Source organism: Akkermansia sp. N21116, from assembly GCF_029854705.2.
GTDB lineage: Bacteria > Verrucomicrobiota > Verrucomicrobiia > Verrucomicrobiales > Akkermansiaceae > Akkermansia.
This window is the reverse complement of the sequence record NZ_CP139035.1, coordinates 2,096,908-2,115,345: the sequence shown is the minus strand read 5'-3', so window position 1 is coordinate 2,115,345 and position 18,438 is coordinate 2,096,908. Positions and strand designations below refer to the sequence as shown.

Below are 18,438 nucleotides of genomic sequence, written 5' to 3'. Positions count from 1 at the left end.
CTTATCTGGCATCAAATGATATTTAAGGCTTGAGAGATGCGGACAGGTCGCTAATCTCACTGCAAGCAGTTTTATCTATCCTATGGGCTCACAAGATACCACCACCTCGCAGGAAACCGGATGTCTGGATTCAAATGCCGATGGCAATTTCGTCTTCACCACCATTGACGCAGCACTTAACTGGTTGCATAAAAACTCTTTATGGCCTATGCCCATGGGGCTTTCCTGCTGTGCCATTGAATTGATGGCAACAGCGGCATCCCGATTCGACATTTCCCGATTCGGATCGGAAGTACTCCGTTTCTCCCCTCGGCAAGCCGACGTCATGATTGTGGCCGGAACGGTCACCTACAAAATGGCTCTTGCCGTCCGCCGCATCTGGGATCAGATGCCGGAGCCCAAATGGTGCATCGCCATGGGGGCCTGCGCTTCTACCGGAGGAATGTTCCGTTCCTACTCTGTACTCCAGGGGATTGACAAGCTATTGCCTGTCGATGTGTACATCTCGGGTTGCCCGCCCCGCCCGGAAGCACTGCTTGAAGCCCTGATCACACTCCAGAAGAAGATCACCACGGAAAAACCCGCCAAGGAACTATTCGTCAAATCGGAACCCAAGCCCGCCAACGCCCCCAAGCCGGCTGCGCCCTCCTTCCCGATTCAGTAATTTCCTCCCTTTCCTTATACAATTTACATCCGTTTTCTCACTCATGTCCATGCAACAGATCCAAGCCGCCCAGACGCAAGCAGCCGACCAGATCGTCGCCCATTTCGGCAAGGTTATCCTTGACCGTGTTTCCTTCCGGGGCGATGAGACGCTGGTCATTGGCGCCGCCGACATCCACGAAGCCCTCCGCTGGATCCGTGAAGCCCTGGGATTCGATATCCTGGTCAATCTCTGCTCGGTTGACAACTTCGGCGCCGATCCGCGCTTTGAAGTCCTCTACACCGTTTCCCAGGCTGAAAAAGGAGTCAATGTTACCTTTAAGGTCCGCGTCAACGAAGGAGAATCCATCCCCACCGTCACGGATCTGTATGGCGGTGCCAACTGGCAGGAACGCGAAATCTGGGATCTCATGGGTATTCCTTTCGAAGGCCATCCCGACCTTCGCCGCATCCTCATGTGGGACGGATATCCCTATCACCCTCTTCGCAAGGATTTCCCCGTTCAGGGAATTCCCGTCGAAACCCCCGGCATTGCCTTCGCCGAAGAAGCACCGCTTGCCGGAGGGCCGTTCGCCACGACTCCGGGAACGGGAACAGCTCAGGACCGGGAAGCCCGTTCCAGGCATATGGATATCTAACGGTCTCCCATGTCGCAATGAGGGAATTCCGGAATATACACGCGAAGATGCGAAAGCCAGTTCTCCCTACGTAGATTCATGTCACCCATCAAGACAGTTGTCGCATGCCTCCTTATTGGGCTGAGCCAGTCCGGTTGCCAGTCGCCCATGTATGGTGACGAAGTCTGGCAGGCTCAGCTTACGGACAACCTTGCTTTGATGGGAGCGCGCAACTGGGTCGTCATCGCGGAATCCTCCTATCCGGCCTACATGGGTACCGGAGTAATCACACTGCTGGCAACCCAGCCATCCGACGTCGTTTTCAGCCAGGTACTTGACACCATTGAGGCGGAAGGCCATGTCCAGCCTCGCATCATGATCTGTTCCGAGCTCCGCAGCATTGAGGAAGATTATGCCCCCGGCATCAAAAAATACCGCAACCAGGTGTATAAAATGCTTCCCGGGCGCATGTACTTCGAATTGCCCAGTAAAATCATCAACGGTCAGATCGAAGATGCTACCAAGCAATTCAATGTCCTGGTCATCAAAACAACAACTGCGCTTCCCTATTCCAACATCTATATCGAACTGGACTCCGGCTATTGGAACTCGGAATCGGAAGCTGCTCTGCGCAACAAAATAGAGCCCCGCAATCCGGTACAGAAATCCGTCATCCCCAACTTCTCCCCTACTCCCGCTTCGCCGAATCCAAGCACGCTTCCGACACTGCCCACCAGCCCGGAATCCCAACCGCAATCTCCTCAGAATACCCCACCACCGGCACCCCAGCCGACTAGTGTTCCGGAAAGCCTTCCCCAGCCTAATTTCACGGGGGCTCAGTCCGGATCCCTGGCATAAGTCCTATTGTCCGTTTCATTCGGAATCGGTTCCACTTCCATCGCCAGGATGATTCTTCTCCTTCAGCCTATTTATCTTCAACCTAACCTCCTTACTTCCTGCGTATGACTGCCGACAATACCCTTTACCATCACATTGACAAAGCTACGGAAGAGCGTCTGAGAGTGGAAGCATGGGTTGGCGACGCCATCCTCGCACTTTACGTCAGGGAATGGATCCTCTCCGAAGAACATAAGATCAACGGCAAACTCTTCATCGAATTTACCAGTAACGAATTCCTTCGCCGGACAGGCAACCCCACCGGCGTCGAAGCCCAGATTGGTCGTATCTTCAAATCCGACGGTTTGGAAGCCGCCTACGCCTGGATCGAACAAACCTTGCGCCCCAGAATGGAAGAACGCTGGCATTCCCTCCGAAAAACAGGTCTGGATCACTGATACCCTTCCCTTCAAGCTATGCTTGCCCAGGATCGCATTTTTCCATGGCCACTTCCGGATGCGGATTCCCCTCGTCCTTTTTTTGCCTCAGCCCCCCATATGCGTCCTTGGGCAGACAGCGTTGCCGATTTTCTCATTGGTGAAATCCCCCCCGGCTGCATCGCCTTTGCGACATCCGGTTCGTCCGGCGGTTCTCCGAAAGCTATTCTGTTCACCAGGGATGCTCTTGAATGTAATGCGCTTGGAGCCATTCAACACATGGGAGCCGACCACGGAGACTGGTGTTGTCCGCTTCCTGCCTGGCATGTCGGCGGAGCCATGACATACATCCGGGCCGCCATAGCCGGCACCCACGTCCACGCCTATACAGGTAAATGGAATGCTCGGGACTACACTGATTTCCTTGGACAATGCGGAGCTGCATGGACCTCCCTTGTGCCCACTCAGGTTGTAGATATTGTCCAGGACGGTATCACCGCCCCTCCGGGATTGGCATGCGTCCTTGTTGGAGGTGGCTCCCTGTCGCAGGCCAATGGTCTCCGGGCACGTGAACTGGGATGGCCCGTTGTCCAAAGCTACGGAATGACGGAAGCCGGTTCCCAAATTGCTACCGCTTCACCATCAGATCCTTTTCATACCGACCGTCTCACCATTCTGCCTCATTGGGAAGTCCGCGAATCCGAGGACGGACGTCTCTCCCTGCGGGGAGAAGGGCGCTTCTTCGGCGTCGTCACAGAAAACCGTATGGGCGGTTTTTCTCTGAGAAGCATTTCTCCACGAGAATGGTGGACCAACAACGACATCGTAGAAATCCACGGCAACACATTGACCTTTGTCCGTCGCGCCGACCGGCTGGTCAAGATCCTGGGAGAACTCGTCGATCCCGATGCACTGGAACTCTCCATGTCCGGCATGTGTCCGGGAGTCGTCGTGGAATCCCTTCCCTGTTCGCGTCGCGGCGCCATGCTGGTTGCCTGCCATCCCGATGCTGCCGCCCTGCGCAAAGCTGCCGACCAATGGAATACATTCGCCCCGGGCTTCCAACGTCTCTCCAGGCTAGCCGTCATGGATGTACCGCGCAATCCCATGGGAAAAATTGACCGTAACTCATTGCGCATCCTCCTTTCCTCCAAAGAAGCCCCCCTGGAGCGTATCTCCAATTAGAGCGTTTTTCCCCAAATGCCGCAAGCAATCAGGCTTTCCGTGTTCGCGGTTTCCTACCGGACATGACCAGTCCGGCCAGCGTCATCAAAGTTCCAGAAACGGACATCCATGTCAGAGGTTCACCCAAAATCAAGGCCGAAGACATCACCGTAATCACCGGCACCAAATAGATATAGACGCTCACCTTGACTGCTCCCAGTATCCGCAAGGTCCAGTTCCAGGAGACAAAACAAATGGCCGACGCCCCGAGCCCCAGATAGAGGATATTGATCCAGTTAACCGGCTTCTCGAAGGCTACCCATGACCACGGTTCGTCCACCAACCACAAAACCGGCAACATCAATACGATTCCGTAGAAAAAAATCCGGCGGGTTGCCGCCACCATATCGCTCTGAAAGCGGGAAATTACCTTCATCAGAATAGAATACAAAGACCAAACCAGAGCAGCCAGGAGAGCCAGAAAGTCCCCCAATGGATTGACCTCTACCAGTCTGTTCCCACTAAAACTCATCATGGCAATGCCGGAAATCGCTACGGTAAACCCCACATAAAACAATCCCCCCTGCTTCTCCCCTTTCAGAAACACAGATGCCAGAATAGCCGTTAGAAACGGAGATACACATACGACTACGCCCACATTCGATGCCAGCGTGTACGTCAACGCTATATTTTCCAGCAGGAAATACAGAGTCACGCCACACAATCCGGCCAAAACGTAAAAGATCTCCCGCGACGGCCTTTCCCATATGATTTTTTTTCTATAAATCACCTGGAGGAAAACATATCCGATGACAAAGCGGGTCAACAAAATCTCCAAGGGAGAAAAATCTCTCAACAATACCTTGGTAGACACAAATGTCGTCCCCCAAATAAAAATGGTCATCAAAGCGGCAGCATGTGCCCACATTCTCCTTGAGTTTTCCATAATATACTAATATTAAATAAGTTTAAGTAAAAACAAATTCTAATTCCACGAAAAAAAGAACGTTCCTCTCCAGAGAACCCGACGGACTGTAGCACATTTTCCGTCCCGTGCCTGCACGATCTTGCCACATCCGTGAAAATGACATGAAATCCCGCTTGGATTCCTGTCTCTCGGGCATATTTCCTATGCGATTATCTTGCACTTCCGGGCAATCTGCCCCAGTATGCTGCTATCACCATTGGAACATCATGAGGTTTATTCTATTCCTGATCCTTACTGCCGGAGCCACCGTCGGACTTTATTACGCTGGTCTGGCCTATGAAGAGCAAAGTGACGAATTCACCAGTTTCCAAAGAGATTGCGCCCCCAAACAAGTCACGCGGGAAAAATTGAAAACAGAAATCTCGGATATTCAAAACCGCCTTCTCGACATTGACAAACAGTACGTTGAAAAAATCGGTAAAGTTGCCGACCAACTGAAAAAAAGCTCTGCGTTGAACCCATCAGAATCATTTGCCCTCACTCTATTGCAAGAAAAAGACATTGCCGGGCAAACATTAACCATCAAACAACGAATCGAATCAATCGACGCTCACCTCAATCTGGTCCGGGAACAAACTAACAAAACCATTCAAAAAAACGAAGACGCCATCATCAACAACACCACCCGGCTGGACAACACCATTATCACCGAACGTAACAAACTTGGCAGTTACTACTCTTCACACCCCGACCTAGGCAAGGAACTCGCCGCACGTAATGTTCTTGAAGCAAAGCTAAATCAGCTCAAAAAAACGGTCGATAAAAAAAATGAACAAATCCTGCAAGCAAATCTGAATCTCAAAAAGAAATTCGAGGCAGTCGAACAAAACGCTCTTGATGAGAAATCTACGCTTGATCAGCTTCTCACCCAAATTTCCGAATCCTCACTCAACGAGCAAGGCCTCATTTCCTCAAACTACTATCGCAAGCTGCTTGCCAAAAACCCATCCTTCGGGGCTCTCAACAAAAACTACACCCAGGCAATTCAGGATCTGACGAACAAACGCAACAAAAAACACGACGAACTTCAAGCCATCGTCACTCAAATCGAAAGCCATCCCTACACCATCCTTCAAAAGAACTCCATCCATGGAATCAGATCGCTCGTTATCATGATTCTAATCGGAATCGACGCCATTTTGATCACCTTCTTCTACTTCGTCCTCCTCCGGAGAAACTACGCCTGACACAGCAATAATTTGATTTTCATTGGAAAAAATAATTTAGAATAATTCTTGTCTTCATCATCAAGAGTGATAATTTACCCCCATAACCTAACCCACCTGTAATCATGAAAGAACTCAAAGGAACAGAAACAGAAAAGAACCTCCTGAAGGCATTTGTCGGAGAATCCCAGGCTCGCATGCGCTATACTTACTTTGCCAGCGTAGCCAAGAAGGAAGGTTACGAACAAATCTCGGCAATCTTCACGGAAACAGCCGACAATGAAAAAGAACACGCCAAGGTCTTTTTCAAATACCTTAAAAACGCCTGTGCGGACATCATGACAACCGCCTCTTCCATTGAATTGAAAGATACCGTCGCCTGCCTGCTCGCCGCCGCTGAAGGAGAACACGAAGAATGGTCGGACATGTATCCTGCCATGGCCGACGTAGCCGAACAAGAAGGCTTCCCCGCCATAGCAGAATCCTTCCGCCGCATCGCTACCGTGGAAAAACATCACGAAGACCGCTACCTCCAGCTCGCCCAAAACATCAAAGACGGTACTGTCTTCCTCAAAGACGGTGAAGTTTGGTGGAAATGCCGCAATTGCGGTTACATCGAAAAAGCAACCGAAGCCCCCAAGCTTTGCCCGGCATGTAAACATCCCCAGGCATTCTTTGAACTTCTGGCTGATAATTTCTAAAGATTTCCGTCATTATTTTCTCTGCGAAACCCGTAGCGCTCCCCGGCGGTGCGGGTTTCTTTTACCTCATTTCCATCCCGGCTACCCTCCGGGCAAATTCACCAAACCCGGGAGTTCCTTTCTTGCCCTTTCCGGTTCAACTGTGTACCTTCCCTCCATGTCTGAACAAGAAACGCCATCTCCAGACTCAGCCCTCAAAAAGATCTCCGCTTTCCTTATGCGCCTGTCCGGCTCGTTGCTCACCGGCATCATCCTGATGGGCATTCTATTGGTTTTGACGTTTTACGGAACAATTTACCAGGCATCCTATGCCGGAGGCACCATGCCTGAACTGGCGGCAGATTCTTTCTTCAGTTCACTGTTCGTCATCATCCCCTTAGGTAACAGCAATACATTCGGCATTCCTCTGCCAGGAATGTTGATCACCTGCATTCTTTTACTCATCAACCTGGTCATCGGCGGCATCATCCAGCTTCGCAAAAACTTTTCCCGCTGGGGACTCATGCTGGCACATGCCGGTATCGCCGTTCTGCTGGCTTGCGTCGCCCTGGGTAATTGGCAAACCCAGGTCATCGAAGAAATCCCACTCACCCCGGGACAATGCAAATACTACCCGGAAATGGATTTCGGCATCATGCTGCACCGTTTCACGCCGGAATTCTATCCCGGTACCCAGAAACCGAAATCCTACGAATCCGTCATCAGTATCACCGACAAAGACTACAGGATCACCGATGCAGACCATATCCATATCCGCATGAACGAGCCCTTCCGCATCCACGGGTGGACTCTCTATCAAATGAGCTGGGGAAACAATGGAGGAGAAATGACTTCGATCCTGCGCGCCTCCCACAATCCTCTGGAACAAGGTCCCAAATGGGCTTCCTACATCATCACTCTCGGCCTCCTCCTGTATTACGGGATGATGTTTGCCAAATACCTGAAAAATAAAAATGCAAGAATCTCTCCGAAACAGGAAGAAAAAACCGGAGAAGCCACTCCCCTCCCTGTATCCTCCGACCACGGGCGAGGACGCAGGAAAAAACTACTCTTTACCTCAATCGTTCTGGGGATTCTGGCCGTCTTTGCCATCGGCATGATGGCTGCCCGGCCTGCCGTCCGCATAGTCGATATCGACCACTATATTCCCTGGTCCCAAGAAATGAAAGAAGCAGCTGCGGGAATCGCCGTAGAAGATGGAGGGCGAATCAAACCCTTCTCGACCTATGCCGGCTTCAACCTCCTGAGAACCCACGGAAAAAAGAGCGTTTCCTTCCGCTCCAACGGGAAAAAAATCACACTCTCCCCTGAGGAATGGGCACTGGATTGCATGCTCCGCCCGGAATTTGCTTCTCAAATGCCCGTCTTCCTCATCAATCGTGAAGAAACCGTCACCCGCCTGGGCCTCCCCCCCATGCCGGATAAAAGGAAGCAATATACCTTCCAGCAATTGGAACCTCTGAAGGAAACGATCTACGCCCATGCCAACCGCATTGCCTCCCAGCAAATGACCGATGCCACCGGCCGCGAAATATCCGGTCTGGCCCAGAACCTCCGCCAAATGGAACTGTGGATGTTCATGCCCGTCATAGCTCTTCAGGCTCCCGAAAGGATGAACGCCCCGGGTTTCCCGAGGTGGTACCATCGCATCAATGGCAACTGGACGTCTTCCCCCAGTAAATTGCAAGCCTCCAATTTTACCTCCTGCGCAATCAAGGCAAGAAAGGGAGCAATCAATAACGACAAAGACTTCACGCATGAAGCAGAACAAATCTTCCTCCTCACCCTGGTCGCCAACAACACGGCTGCCTCCGTCAGCTACCGCAACCGCCTTGACCGCGAGTTGATTTACTACAACATGGATCCCCTCTACACGGCCCTAGCCTTTTTTGTCGCCGGATTCGTCCTGCTGATTATCGGCAGCCTCCTGCCATCTCCCGATCAGGGGAAACAGGGACTCGGAGCAAGGATTTACAAGCTCGTCTTCGGTAATGGCCTCCATGGAGCCTGGTTTCTGGGAGCGGCAGGAGCCATCGTTCTGCTCGTCTCCATGATCATCCGCAGCACTATCACCCTGCGTTCCCCGGTCGGCAACACCTATGAGACAATCGCCTTCATCGCCTGTGCCGGAGTCATCGTCTCCCTCGTCATGGAAGCTTACAGCAAACGCGGCATCATCCTAGCCACCGGACTCGTCCTGGGAGGTCTCGCCTGCCAGATGGGCATCCTCTACGAGTCGGGCCAGGCAGCCGACCACATGGATCCGCTGGTAGCCGTCCTCCGTTCCAACTTCCTGCTCTCCACACACGTCATCACTATCGTCCTCGGGTATGCCGCCGGGCTTCTGGCAGCCATCATTTCTCATGTTGCCGTCTTCTCCAAACCCATGGGGTTGCTCACCGAGAACACATCCAGAATACTCACCCGCATGGCATACGGAGCACTCGCCTTCTCCCTCCTCTTCAACCTGATCGGTACCGTTTTCGGGGGTATCTGGGGCAATGAAGCCTGGGGACGGTTCTGGGGCTGGGATCCTAAAGAAAACGGAGCTCTGATGATCGTCTTGTGGCAATTGATTATTCTCCACGCCCGAACCGGGGGATATATCAAGAGTTTCGGCCTCCACCTGGGCAACATGATCGGAGGCATCATCATCGCTTTCGCATGGTGGGGAGTCAACACCATGGGAGTCGGCCTTCATTCCTACGGCTTCTCCGATGCCAAGTCAGCCCTGTACCTCTTTTACTATGTAGAGTCGGCTCTCATCCTGGCTGCTCTTGCCCTGCACTTTCTGGACAAGAAGAAACTCCGCCAGAGCTGAACGGAAAAGAGCCGAAACCTGTCCAATAGACAATGCCGTCATTCTGTCGGCAATCGTTATACGGCAATGAACACCGCATCCATCCCCACCCACAGGAAAACCCTCTCCCGATTCGGTCTTGCCCCAGGACTGGTCATCCTCATTCTAGCAACCGATATCCTCCTCTCCGGAGGGGAAGCCGGCACGGGGGGATTCTTCCTCATCATCTCCATCTTCGTCTCCATACTTATAGGAACCATCGCCTTTCTCTGGCAGTGGTTCAGCGGCAGAGACCGCTTCATGACCGCCTTTGCCAAGGGACTAGCTATTGCCATCCTCATGGCCATCCCCTCCCCTTTGGCTACATTGCTTCCTCTGCTGGCAGGTTTCCTCTCCTTTGTTCCGTCATTCCAAACCAATGAATCTGCCGAAGAACAGCCGGCCCCATGCGACGCCGAACAGGAACCGAGTATGAGAACTGCCCGGGGACGTGTCGTCTCCACCCGGGAATAACTCTCTGCAAGCACCATGATCGCCGAACTGACATCTCCCCTGGGACGCCTTCTTATTGAAGAAACCGGAGGAGCCATTTCCCGTATCCTCCTGCCCGGCAGAGCAGCGACACATCCGACCGTTCCCATCGTATCCGCATCATCATCGCCAATCCTTCAGGAAGCATGCCGCCAGCTTGGCGAGTATTTCGCCGGAAAACTAACGGATTTCTCAATTCCTCTGTCGCCAGTGGGCACTCCCTTCATGCTCTGCGTCTGGCAAGAACTCAGGAACATTCCCTACGGCACAACCGTTTCTTATAAAACCATTGCCACCGCCATAGGAAACCCTCGCGCCGTCCGAGCCGTCGGTATGGCCAATGGACGCAATCCCATCCCCATCATCATCCCCTGCCACAGAGTCATCGGTACCAATGGCAGTCTCGTAGGCTACTCGGGCGGGCTCCCGATCAAACGGCAACTTCTCTCTCTCGAAGCTCATGAATTATTTTGAATACGGAACCAGGGAAACCGACCATCTTTCATCAAGAGATCCTCGCATGGCTCATGCTATCGCCTCTCTCGGAATCATCAAAAGAAAGCTCACCCCGGATCCCCTTGCCGCACTCATCTTCTCTATCATCGCCCAGCAAATATCCGGCAAAGCGGCAGACAGCGTATCCAAACGCTTTCTTGACTTCATCGGGGGAACCGTCACCTCTCCAGCCATTCTTGCCCATTCTCCGGAAGAGTTGAAATCCTGCGGCATGTCACTTCGCAAAGCCACCTTCATCCATCGCATCGCCGCTGCCTTCGCCGAAAAAGCCATCACAAGGGAAGCCCTCCGTCTCATGAATGATGCAGAACTCCTGCGTACCCTCACATCCATGCCCGGAGTCGGTCCCTGGACTGCTGAAATGTTGATGATTTTTTCTCTCCAGCGTCCGAATGTTCTCAGCTGGGGAGATTTCGGGATTCGGAAAGGATTGACACTCCTCCACCACCGGGAAGAATTGGATAAAAAATGCTTTATGGCTTTCCAAGAGCTTTATTCCCCGTTCTGTTCGATCGCTTCCTTTTACTTGTGGGCCATCGCTTCCGGCGAATACATACCGGATTAACATGAGCGTTCTCGCAGAGTAATGAAATAATCAACCTTCCAAAAGACGATTGTACAACTCGCTTCCAAGGAAAAAGAAAAAGTTTTGTCCCTTGATGAAATCAACATTGCTGCCGGAACTGGCATTGGGGACATTCGGGCACGGGACAAGGAATTAAAAAATCATGACAGACAAGGGAAATATCATCATTTATAATCTCCCAGCGCATTCCTTCGTTCTCATTCGTTCCTTCCCATGACTCAATCTTCGCTCCAGAATCCCCCCTCACCCAAGCCAAGCCTCTGGGCACTCAGTCCCCTCTTTGTTTTCACCGGTTTCTACCTCCTGATAGCTCTTATCGCCCAGGATTTCTATAAGGTACCGATAGCCGTCGCCTTCCTGCTAGCCAGTGCCTGGAGTATCGTCATCACCAAGGGAATGTCCCTCTCGCGGAAAATCGACTATTTCTCCGCCGGAACGGCCAACAGGAACATCCTGATGATGATCTGGATTTTCATCCTTGCCGGAGCCTTCGCCCAATCGGCCAAGGCCATGGGATCCATTGACGCCACCGTCAACCTGGCCCTCTTCATCCTGCCGGACAATCTGCTCATGGCTGGTATTTTCATCGCCGCATGTTTTATCTCCCTTTCCGTAGGGACCTCGGTAGGAACCATCGTAGCCCTGACTCCGGTTGCTATCGGCATCGCAGAAAAATCCGGGATTCCCCTTCCCTTCATGGTAGGAATTGTCGTAGGAGGAGCCTTCTTTGGCGATAATCTCTCCTTCATTTCCGATACCACCATTGCCGCCACACGAACCCAGGGATGCGCCATGAGCGACAAATTCAAAGCCAACAGCCTGATCGTCATTCCGGCAGCTCTCCTCGTCACCCTTTTCTACATTTATGAAGGCACCGGAATGGGCCATGTCGTTCCCGTCTCTCAAGTGGAATGGATCAAAGTCCTCCCCTACTTGATCGTCCTCGGAATGGCTATTGCGGGCATCAACGTCTTCGCCGTCCTGGCCATCGGAATCGCCGCTACGGGCATCATTGGAGCAGCTACGCAGTCATGCATGCCCCTGATTTGGATCAACGCCATGGGCAAAGGCATTGCCGATATGGGAGAACTCATCATCGTCACTCTCATGGCTGGAGGAATGTTGGAAATGATCCGTCTCAACGGAGGCATCACTTACATCATTGACAAACTCACAAGCCGAATTCGCGGACGCCGCGGAGCCGAAGGATGCATCGCCGCCATCGTCTGTCTTTGTAACCTCTGCACCGCCAATAACACGATAGCCATCATCACCGTAGGCTCTATCACCAAAGACATTTCGGAAAAATTCCGTATCAATCCCAGCAAAAGCGCTAGTTTGCTGGATACCTTCTCCTGCCTGACCCAGGCCCTTATTCCCTATGGAGCGCAACTCCTCATGGCTACTGGTCTATCCGGTATTTCCCCCGTCGGTATTATGCGCTACCTGTACTATCCATTCGTCATGGGGGTCTTTGCGATCCTGGCCATTCTCTTTCGTTTCCCAAGGAAATATTCGGCACCGTTCCGCCGGCAATAACTCATTCTCCATGAATAAACAAATCCGGACACATATTCTCCTTCCTCGACTTTTGTCCCGATTTTTCACAATGTTTGATATATTCACAGGAAAGGAAACCAATTCCCAACTCAATCGGGGAATATTTCCACCACACAACCATTACAGCATATACTCATGAATTGGAGAACCATACAACGCCAACTCGGCATTAATGCCGATGGCATACCCGGTCCTAAGACTGCGGAAGCCATCGCAAAAATCCTCGATCTCCCCCAGGGAAACTGGAACGATATCCAAACCGACCTCGGACTTGATGCCGACGGAATTCCCGGAGACAAAACCCTCCATGCCGTCGCAGAAGCCCTCAACCTCGAATCTACCTCCCGCCACTGGCCTACCCAAGCCGAAGTTCGCTCCGGCAAATCCATCTTCGGACAACCGGGAACCCACCTCGTCACCATTCGTGTACCCTACCCGCTAAAACTCTCCTGGGACACCGGAACCAGTGTAGAAAAAATCACCTGTCACGAACAGGTTGCCGATGCCATCACCAGCATCTTCCAACAAACGAAAGATGCCTACGGCATAGATAGAATCTCAGCTCTGGGGTTGGATCTCTACGGAGGTTGCTACTCCAATCGCGCCATCGTCGGAGGAAAATCCCTCTCCATGCATGCTTTTGGTATAGCTATCGATCTGGATCCCGACCACAACGGACTCAACACCCACGCCCCCAAGGCCAGGTTTTCCTCTCCGGAATACGACACATTCTGGAAGATCGTCGAAAGTGAAGGAGGAATCTCCCTCGGACGAGAACGCGACTACGATTGGATGCACTTCCAATTCGCCACCTTATCGTAACGATATATTGCCCCTTAGTATCGAACAGCCGTCTCCGTTTTGCAACGGAAACGGCTGTTCTTATAATCCACTGCTGCTATTCCAAAAAAATTGTCTAATAGGCAAATTCGGCGTACAGGGCGCGATGGTCCGTTGGCCATTTTTGCAGATTGGAAGGTTTTTCTACCGGATCTTTGGTATCGGCAGGAATCCGCTGATTGCGGCACACCATTCCGCTGGGGCCAATCATATGAATCTTGCTCAATGATAATTTCTGTTCCGGAAGATAAAAAACGTAGTCAATACGTTCCCGGTCATCAGCACTGGGAGACCAAGCCAGTTTCTGAAGAGGAACCCCCGGACAATCCGTCGGAAACGTGAAGCCGGGATGTGTCACGGGATTGGGATATTTTTCTCGGTAGGCATCCATGAATCCCGCTTTCTCCAGAGCAACCGTTACATCCCACGGTATGACAAGACCATTGTGGTCAAACAAACGGGCCGTACTCTCCGTCCAATCCAAATGGGATGGTTCATTGAAATCTCCCCCCAATAGGACAATGCGTCCCATAGCCTTGTCTTTGGCTGCTTCTTCCAGAAACTTGGCAATAGCTATACTCCGCTGCGAATCCCGGTTATCCTTCAGCACGGCATCCACATCCTTGACAGCTTCCGGCAACCGGTGCCAATCCGTCCCGGAATAACCGCGCGGCAGGTAGGAAGCACAGTGACGATAATCAAGATGAGCCGTATAGACGGCAAACTCCCGGCCATTCACGTCCACAACCGCCTTATAAATCGATCCCTGATCGTTCTTGAGAGGGTAAACCGTTGAAGATTCCTTGATCGGGTACTTGCTCAAAATTCCGGAATCGTTGGAATAAAATGAGTAATAGGTTTTCCCCTTCTCTCGTAGTTTTTCCACAATCCGGTCACAAAATCGGGTGTCCTTGTAATTGCGCACTTCGCTCAAGGTCACAAAATCGGCATCCGCCTTGGCAATTTCATCAGCAACGGTATCAAAACCTCCAGAAACAACCGTACCTTCCTGCCATATATTGAACTGCAAAAGCGATATCGTATATCGTGGTTTAAACGATACAAACAGAGCCATCGCAAGGCAAAGGCATGAAATCCACAATAACTTCTTCATTTACTAATTAAATACGATCCCAAAAACGGCAACCTTTCATCAAAAGCCGGATACGCACATCCATCCCTTGCTCTCCCTTCCTCCAGTCCAATGCGTATCCGGACATTACATGGAACAGGCTACTTTAACATACCTCACGCCCATTCCTTTCTCTTGATCGAATTATTCTCTTTTCCGTTCAAGCTCCTCCTCTTTCATGAACCCGGACGCCGATTGTTCGATCTTGTAAAACTCATCCAGTACGTCCCGCATCATTTTTACCCGGTAGGCCTGGGGAAGACCTGCCACTCCCGTATTGCCTACCGTCAAGATATGCGCGTAGCGCGCGCAATAGCGCACATACTCCCGCTCATCCATCCGGTGCGGATCAAACGAACAAAAACGGTACCGGTGTCTCTCATTCCACACATTGAACCAATGGAATCCATCCGGACTGTTGTGCACGGCAATATTGGCAAGGCTCCCTACTACGGAGTCTTCGTGCGCATCTTCCGGCATCTCCATGAGATGAGCATTCGCCGATATCTGCGGCAAATACTTCACCGATAAAGCATAGAACATGCCGCTGAAGAAACGGTCCACCACTGGATGAGTCATCCAGGCACAGCCGGACTCCATCATCGCCAGATATTCGTCCGGCCTCAAAAACAACGTGTCGGGATCCGTCTTGATCACATACCCCTCCTCATTTCCATCCTCCCGCGCCGCTGCAAGCAGGCTGTCGAGCACTCCGCATACCGCCGCCTTCCCATTCAGGTTCCTTCCGCGGGCAAAGCCGGTTACGTGGTAATGCACGCCGGCGGATCGTCGGAGGCTTTCAACAATATGGGCAGGGAGAGGATCCCCCGCGTCATCGAATATATGAATGTTCGCATAAGGCATCCGGCGACGGAGAGTATCCACCGACATCAGGATCACCTCCTCCTCCCCCCTGTAGCAGAACATACACACCGTCTGTTTCTTTTCCATCTTCTTCATCATCTTGTTCAATTGTGAATCTTCGTCCCGTTCAGATACATTCCACCCTGGGTTGAAATATTGATGCCCCCCGTCACCTCCAGCGTCGAAGCCGGCCCATACAAAGCCACCTTCCCAGTACCGGAGCCCACATGCACCTCGCCTGATGCGCCATAGAGTACGCGGTTCCCGTAGGCATCACAGATGTTCACTTCCCCCTGGTAATTCGACAGGTCCGCCGGAATGTGCGAGAAATCCAGGCACTGCGTATACGGGCCGCCCGCCGCCCCATACATTCCCATCATATACGTATCGGAAGCATTCGACCGATTTCCGTACTCATCAGAGGCATACACATACAATGCCATGACCTCCGAATCATCCGGGTGACTCATCGTCCCCATCTTCAATTCCAAAGCTCCCGTCAGCCCATTCACGGATGATACTCCGCCGCCGCTTCCTCCGGAGGCGTTCACTGTATTTCCAGACATGCTCAGGTTGGAGCCGACGCCAATAGCCCCTTTCTTACCGCCAAATGAGGTGACCGCGTATGTCCCGATGTTTGCCGTGCGAACAAAGCTCGATGCCTCCCATCCATCCAGGGTCGATGCATTGATTCCCGCGGCAACGGCTATTCCCTGTCCAACCGCTACGCTCACATTGCCGCTGCCGCTCAATGGCCCCAGATCAAGCACAGACGTCCTCTCCCACGTTTCATCACGCGTACTCAGTATGTTCTTCCCCTTGTAGGAAAGGTGGACAGGCCCGTCGTAATTCGACAAATCAATCTCCCCGCTGCCAGCCGCATTCAACGTCAGGCCCATCATCGACAAATTCTCGCCCAGGAGAACCGCCCCCGTCTTCCCGCCAATCGACGTAACTCCGCCCGGATCGCCTTTCGGGCCCTGAATGCCCTGGATGCCTTGCGGCCCCTGCGCTCCGGTTTCCCCTCTGGCTCCCGGAGCCCCGGGTTCCCCCTTGGGCCCCTGTACGCCGGGAGAACCGGCAGCACCTACCTCTCCTCGTGGAATTCCTAAATTCAGTTTACCATTTACCACGGAAGCCGTTGCCTGTGTCCCCGCATCCAAAGTCGTTACTGTTCCGATTGTCAGTCCTTGCATTTCGGCCAAAGCCGCAGCAACGACAGCCGCCCCTTGATTCGCTTCCTTTGCGGCGGCAAGCGCAGTTGCGGCATAACCGGATGCTCCTTCAGCCGACAATGCAGCAGCAGCAGCAGCGGATGTCACCGTTTCCTTTACCTCGCGAATACCGGAGACAGCTTCCTCAACCTCTCCGGTTGCCCCTTCAAGGCGAACCGTATAGCCTTCCAAGCTTGCATCTATTCGACGCTGCAGTTCTGAAGCAACATATTCCTCCGTCACATACTCAGGCACCGGTACCGGCAGACCCTCCGTCCCCTTGATCACATCATTATGAATTTGCAGGTTCAACTGCCTCGTCGGCACGGTCACAGTCAGGGAACCGATCTTCAGTTCCAATTCGGCAATGAGTTCTACATAGTCGTCATTGGCCAGCAGATCGGACAAAACAGCCGAATCAAAATGAATCATGCCTGCGTAGTACGGATTTTTCCTCGAATCCTCCCTTAATTCAAAATGATCCGTATAAACTAGAAAACCATCGAACTGGTAATCTCCCTTCGGTTTGGCGCCAAAGCGCATCGTCAAGTGATTCAGTTTCCGGAATCCGGTACCGGGATAAGGTTCCATGAAAAAGACCTCCAATTCCCGTGAGTCGCCGCGCGATAGCCGGAAATGCTCTTCGCCGGCAATGCTGTAATCAGGATTAATGTAAATTCTCATATTTGTGATGTTCCTTCGTCCGTGAACGAATGATCACAACCACAAAAAACATTTTTTGTAATCCACAAAAAACAACCGGACAATTCATGCCCGCTCCCTTAACGCCTGAAACGCCTCTGTCCACTATTCAGCGCTCCACAGTGCGGACATTCATGGGTACCCGTACCGCGACGTACATAAAAACGCATGCCGCAAAGCCTGCAAACCCAACGGGAAACGCCTCTTCTCCATTTCGCCCACCAATCCCACAGCAAAGCCGTTACATACACGCAAGCGAAGAAGATCATCGCCGCCAAAAAAAGAAATACCAGAAATTCCTCCACCTGAAACGTCATATCCCCTCCTCCTCTTCCTCTTTCCATGTTACCATAATCATCCCGCTCCTGTCTTTCCGGGAAGGAATCCATCTCAACTCGCGGATATACCCCATGGCCGCCTCGTCGGCTGCTTCATTTCCCGAGCCTTCCGTCACCACAACATGCGTCGGCACACCCCACGGCGATACGACAACCCAAAACGACGTCTGAAGCCCCATGAAATTCCTGCCCATGGTCGGCTTCACATCAGCCACCGGCTCCATCCCGGACAAATCATCGTCGGGAGACGAAGCCTCCGGAATAAAAACGACCGGCCTGTCAGCAGACGGCACCAGCCATTTTTCCACAGAAGGGGAAGGATAGGATAATTGCGACAACAGAGATGTCTGCAACTTACTGGGCGTTCCCATGTCGACATCCACAAGGTGCGCCTCATGGTCTCCCAACCCGGCAGTCAACGGAACAAAAGCACCGCCGCTATTCCCCAAGTAGGCAGGATCTGCCCAAACCGGAGTCCGATCCAGAATAGGAGAAGCATTGTTTCTGCCCGGAATCGTTTTCCCGGATGAGTCCGACTCCAAAAAAAACACCATCCCGGAATAATGCGACTTGCGTAAATTCGAATCCAGAACGGATACCTCGACACAATTCATCCCCACAATCAGCAACAGAGCAAAAGGGATAAAAAATAAAACCACCCGCCAGGAGAAAAATCCCGTCCCCCTCCAGTCGAACACCAGCCCGGCGTTGTGATCCTCCCTTTTCTTTCTCCACTTCCTTGGGATTTTGACCATCATACCGGATTTAACCCTTCACAACTA

Annotated in this window: 18 protein-coding genes; 13 read left to right on the top strand and 5 right to left on the bottom strand. The window is 52.2% G+C overall.

What is annotated here, in order from left to right; all coding sequences use genetic code 11:
- Positions 1–82 precede the first annotated feature (82 nt).
- From nuoB to QET93_RS08190, 5 genes are all read left to right on the top strand, one after another.
- Positions 83–664, top strand: coding sequence for an NADH-quinone oxidoreductase subunit NuoB (nuoB, locus tag QET93_RS08210; RefSeq protein ID WP_280125670.1), 582 nt, complete (start codon positions 83–85; stop codon positions 662–664).
- Between the two features lie 49 nt (positions 665–713).
- Positions 714–1,301, top strand: coding sequence for an NADH-quinone oxidoreductase subunit C (locus QET93_RS08205; RefSeq protein WP_280131579.1), 588 nt, complete (start codon positions 714–716; stop codon positions 1,299–1,301).
- 78 nt (positions 1,302–1,379) lie between these two features.
- Positions 1,380–2,138 (top strand): RbsD/FucU domain-containing protein, encoded by a 759-nt coding sequence (locus tag QET93_RS08200; protein ID WP_280131580.1) that lies wholly within the window; start codon positions 1,380–1,382, stop codon positions 2,136–2,138.
- Between the two features lie 104 nt (positions 2,139–2,242).
- The gene (locus tag QET93_RS08195) at positions 2,243–2,575 is read left to right on the top strand and encodes a hypothetical protein (protein WP_280125667.1); all 333 of its coding nucleotides are present in this window, start codon (positions 2,243–2,245) and stop codon (positions 2,573–2,575) included.
- Between the two features lie 99 nt (positions 2,576–2,674).
- Positions 2,675–3,739 carry an AMP-binding protein gene (locus QET93_RS08190; RefSeq protein WP_280131581.1) on the top strand — a complete coding sequence of 355 codons (1,065 nt, stop codon included), beginning with the start codon at positions 2,675–2,677 and terminating at the stop codon, positions 3,737–3,739.
- A 28-nt stretch (positions 3,740–3,767) separates the two neighbouring features.
- Here QET93_RS08190 and QET93_RS08185 read toward each other — a convergent pair whose 3' ends face one another.
- On the bottom strand, positions 3,768–4,646 hold the full coding sequence (locus QET93_RS08185; protein WP_322190168.1) for a DMT family transporter: 879 nt from the start codon (positions 4,644–4,646) through the stop codon (positions 3,768–3,770).
- Positions 4,647–4,912: 266 nt separating this feature from the next.
- Between QET93_RS08185 and QET93_RS08180 the strand changes: the two genes are divergently transcribed.
- From QET93_RS08180 to QET93_RS08145, 8 genes are all read left to right on the top strand, one after another.
- A complete protein-coding gene (locus QET93_RS08180) occupies positions 4,913–5,893 on the top strand; it encodes a hypothetical protein (protein ID WP_280131583.1) in 981 nt (326 codons plus the stop codon).
- Positions 5,894–5,994: 101 nt separating this feature from the next.
- The gene (rbr, locus tag QET93_RS08175) at positions 5,995–6,573 is read left to right on the top strand and encodes a rubrerythrin (protein ID WP_345783047.1); all 579 of its coding nucleotides are present in this window, start codon (positions 5,995–5,997) and stop codon (positions 6,571–6,573) included.
- Between the two features lie 157 nt (positions 6,574–6,730).
- Positions 6,731–9,394 (top strand): cytochrome c biogenesis protein CcsA, encoded by a 2,664-nt coding sequence (ccsA, locus tag QET93_RS08170; RefSeq protein ID WP_280131584.1) that lies wholly within the window; start codon positions 6,731–6,733, stop codon positions 9,392–9,394.
- 66 nt (positions 9,395–9,460) lie between these two features.
- The gene (locus QET93_RS08165) at positions 9,461–9,886 is read left to right on the top strand and encodes a hypothetical protein (RefSeq protein WP_280131585.1); all 426 of its coding nucleotides are present in this window, start codon (positions 9,461–9,463) and stop codon (positions 9,884–9,886) included.
- 15 nt (positions 9,887–9,901) lie between these two features.
- Positions 9,902–10,378 (top strand): methylated-DNA--[protein]-cysteine S-methyltransferase, encoded by a 477-nt coding sequence (locus QET93_RS08160; protein WP_280125661.1) that lies wholly within the window; start codon positions 9,902–9,904, stop codon positions 10,376–10,378.
- Entirely contained in the window at positions 10,365–10,985 is a 621-nt protein-coding gene (locus QET93_RS08155; RefSeq protein ID WP_280131586.1) for a hypothetical protein, read from the top strand. The genes QET93_RS08160 and QET93_RS08155 overlap by 14 nt, the downstream gene beginning before the upstream one ends.
- A gap of 234 nt (positions 10,986–11,219) precedes the next feature.
- Entirely contained in the window at positions 11,220–12,545 is a 1,326-nt protein-coding gene (locus QET93_RS08150) for a Na+/H+ antiporter NhaC family protein (protein ID WP_280131587.1), read from the top strand.
- A 156-nt stretch (positions 12,546–12,701) separates the two neighbouring features.
- Positions 12,702–13,388, top strand: a complete 687-nt coding sequence (locus QET93_RS08145; RefSeq protein ID WP_280131588.1) for a M15 family metallopeptidase — start codon at positions 12,702–12,704, stop codon at positions 13,386–13,388.
- Between the two features lie 94 nt (positions 13,389–13,482).
- Here QET93_RS08145 and QET93_RS08140 read toward each other — a convergent pair whose 3' ends face one another.
- From QET93_RS08140 to QET93_RS08125, 4 genes are all read right to left on the bottom strand, one after another.
- Positions 13,483–14,520: an endonuclease/exonuclease/phosphatase family protein gene (locus tag QET93_RS08140; protein WP_280131589.1), complete on the bottom strand. Its 1,038-nt coding sequence runs from the start codon at positions 14,518–14,520 to the stop codon at positions 13,483–13,485.
- A gap of 162 nt (positions 14,521–14,682) precedes the next feature.
- Positions 14,683–15,489: a hypothetical protein gene (locus QET93_RS08135; RefSeq protein WP_322189939.1), complete on the bottom strand. Its 807-nt coding sequence runs from the start codon at positions 15,487–15,489 to the stop codon at positions 14,683–14,685.
- Between the two features lie 17 nt (positions 15,490–15,506).
- Positions 15,507–17,300, bottom strand: a complete 1,794-nt coding sequence (locus QET93_RS08130; RefSeq protein WP_280131591.1) for a collagen-like protein — start codon at positions 17,298–17,300, stop codon at positions 15,507–15,509.
- 331 nt (positions 17,301–17,631) lie between these two features.
- Positions 17,632–18,414 (bottom strand): hypothetical protein, encoded by a 783-nt coding sequence (locus tag QET93_RS08125; protein ID WP_280125654.1) that lies wholly within the window; start codon positions 18,412–18,414, stop codon positions 17,632–17,634.
- Between the last annotated feature and the right edge of the window lie 24 nt (positions 18,415–18,438).

Coding starts and splice junctions, on each gene's coding strand:
- QET93_RS08200 (WP_280131580.1), top strand. CDS start 1,380: ATGTCACCCATCAAGACAGTTGTCGCATGCCTCCTTATTGGGCTGAGC.
- QET93_RS08125 (WP_280125654.1), bottom strand. CDS start 18,414: ATGATGGTCAAAATCCCAAGGAAGTGGAGAAAGAAAAGGGAGGATCAC.
- QET93_RS08140 (WP_280131589.1), bottom strand. CDS start 14,520: ATGAAGAAGTTATTGTGGATTTCATGCCTTTGCCTTGCGATGGCTCTG.
- QET93_RS08145 (WP_280131588.1), top strand. CDS start 12,702: ATGAATTGGAGAACCATACAACGCCAACTCGGCATTAATGCCGATGGC.
- QET93_RS08160 (WP_280125661.1), top strand. CDS start 9,902: ATGATCGCCGAACTGACATCTCCCCTGGGACGCCTTCTTATTGAAGAA.
- QET93_RS08185 (WP_322190168.1), bottom strand. CDS start 4,646: ATGTGGGCACATGCTGCCGCTTTGATGACCATTTTTATTTGGGGGACG.
- QET93_RS08135 (WP_322189939.1), bottom strand. CDS start 15,489: ATGGAAAAGAAACAGACGGTGTGTATGTTCTGCTACAGGGGGGAGGAG.
- QET93_RS08180 (WP_280131583.1), top strand. CDS start 4,913: ATGAGGTTTATTCTATTCCTGATCCTTACTGCCGGAGCCACCGTCGGA.
- nuoB (WP_280125670.1), top strand. CDS start 83: ATGGGCTCACAAGATACCACCACCTCGCAGGAAACCGGATGTCTGGAT.
- QET93_RS08150 (WP_280131587.1), top strand. CDS start 11,220: ATGACTCAATCTTCGCTCCAGAATCCCCCCTCACCCAAGCCAAGCCTC.
- QET93_RS08130 (WP_280131591.1), bottom strand. CDS start 17,300: ATGAGAATTTACATTAATCCTGATTACAGCATTGCCGGCGAAGAGCAT.
- QET93_RS08165 (WP_280131585.1), top strand. CDS start 9,461: ATGAACACCGCATCCATCCCCACCCACAGGAAAACCCTCTCCCGATTC.
- QET93_RS08190 (WP_280131581.1), top strand. CDS start 2,675: ATGCGTCCTTGGGCAGACAGCGTTGCCGATTTTCTCATTGGTGAAATC.
- QET93_RS08205 (WP_280131579.1), top strand. CDS start 714: ATGCAACAGATCCAAGCCGCCCAGACGCAAGCAGCCGACCAGATCGTC.
- QET93_RS08155 (WP_280131586.1), top strand. CDS start 10,365: ATGAATTATTTTGAATACGGAACCAGGGAAACCGACCATCTTTCATCA.
- QET93_RS08195 (WP_280125667.1), top strand. CDS start 2,243: ATGACTGCCGACAATACCCTTTACCATCACATTGACAAAGCTACGGAA.
- ccsA (WP_280131584.1), top strand. CDS start 6,731: ATGTCTGAACAAGAAACGCCATCTCCAGACTCAGCCCTCAAAAAGATC.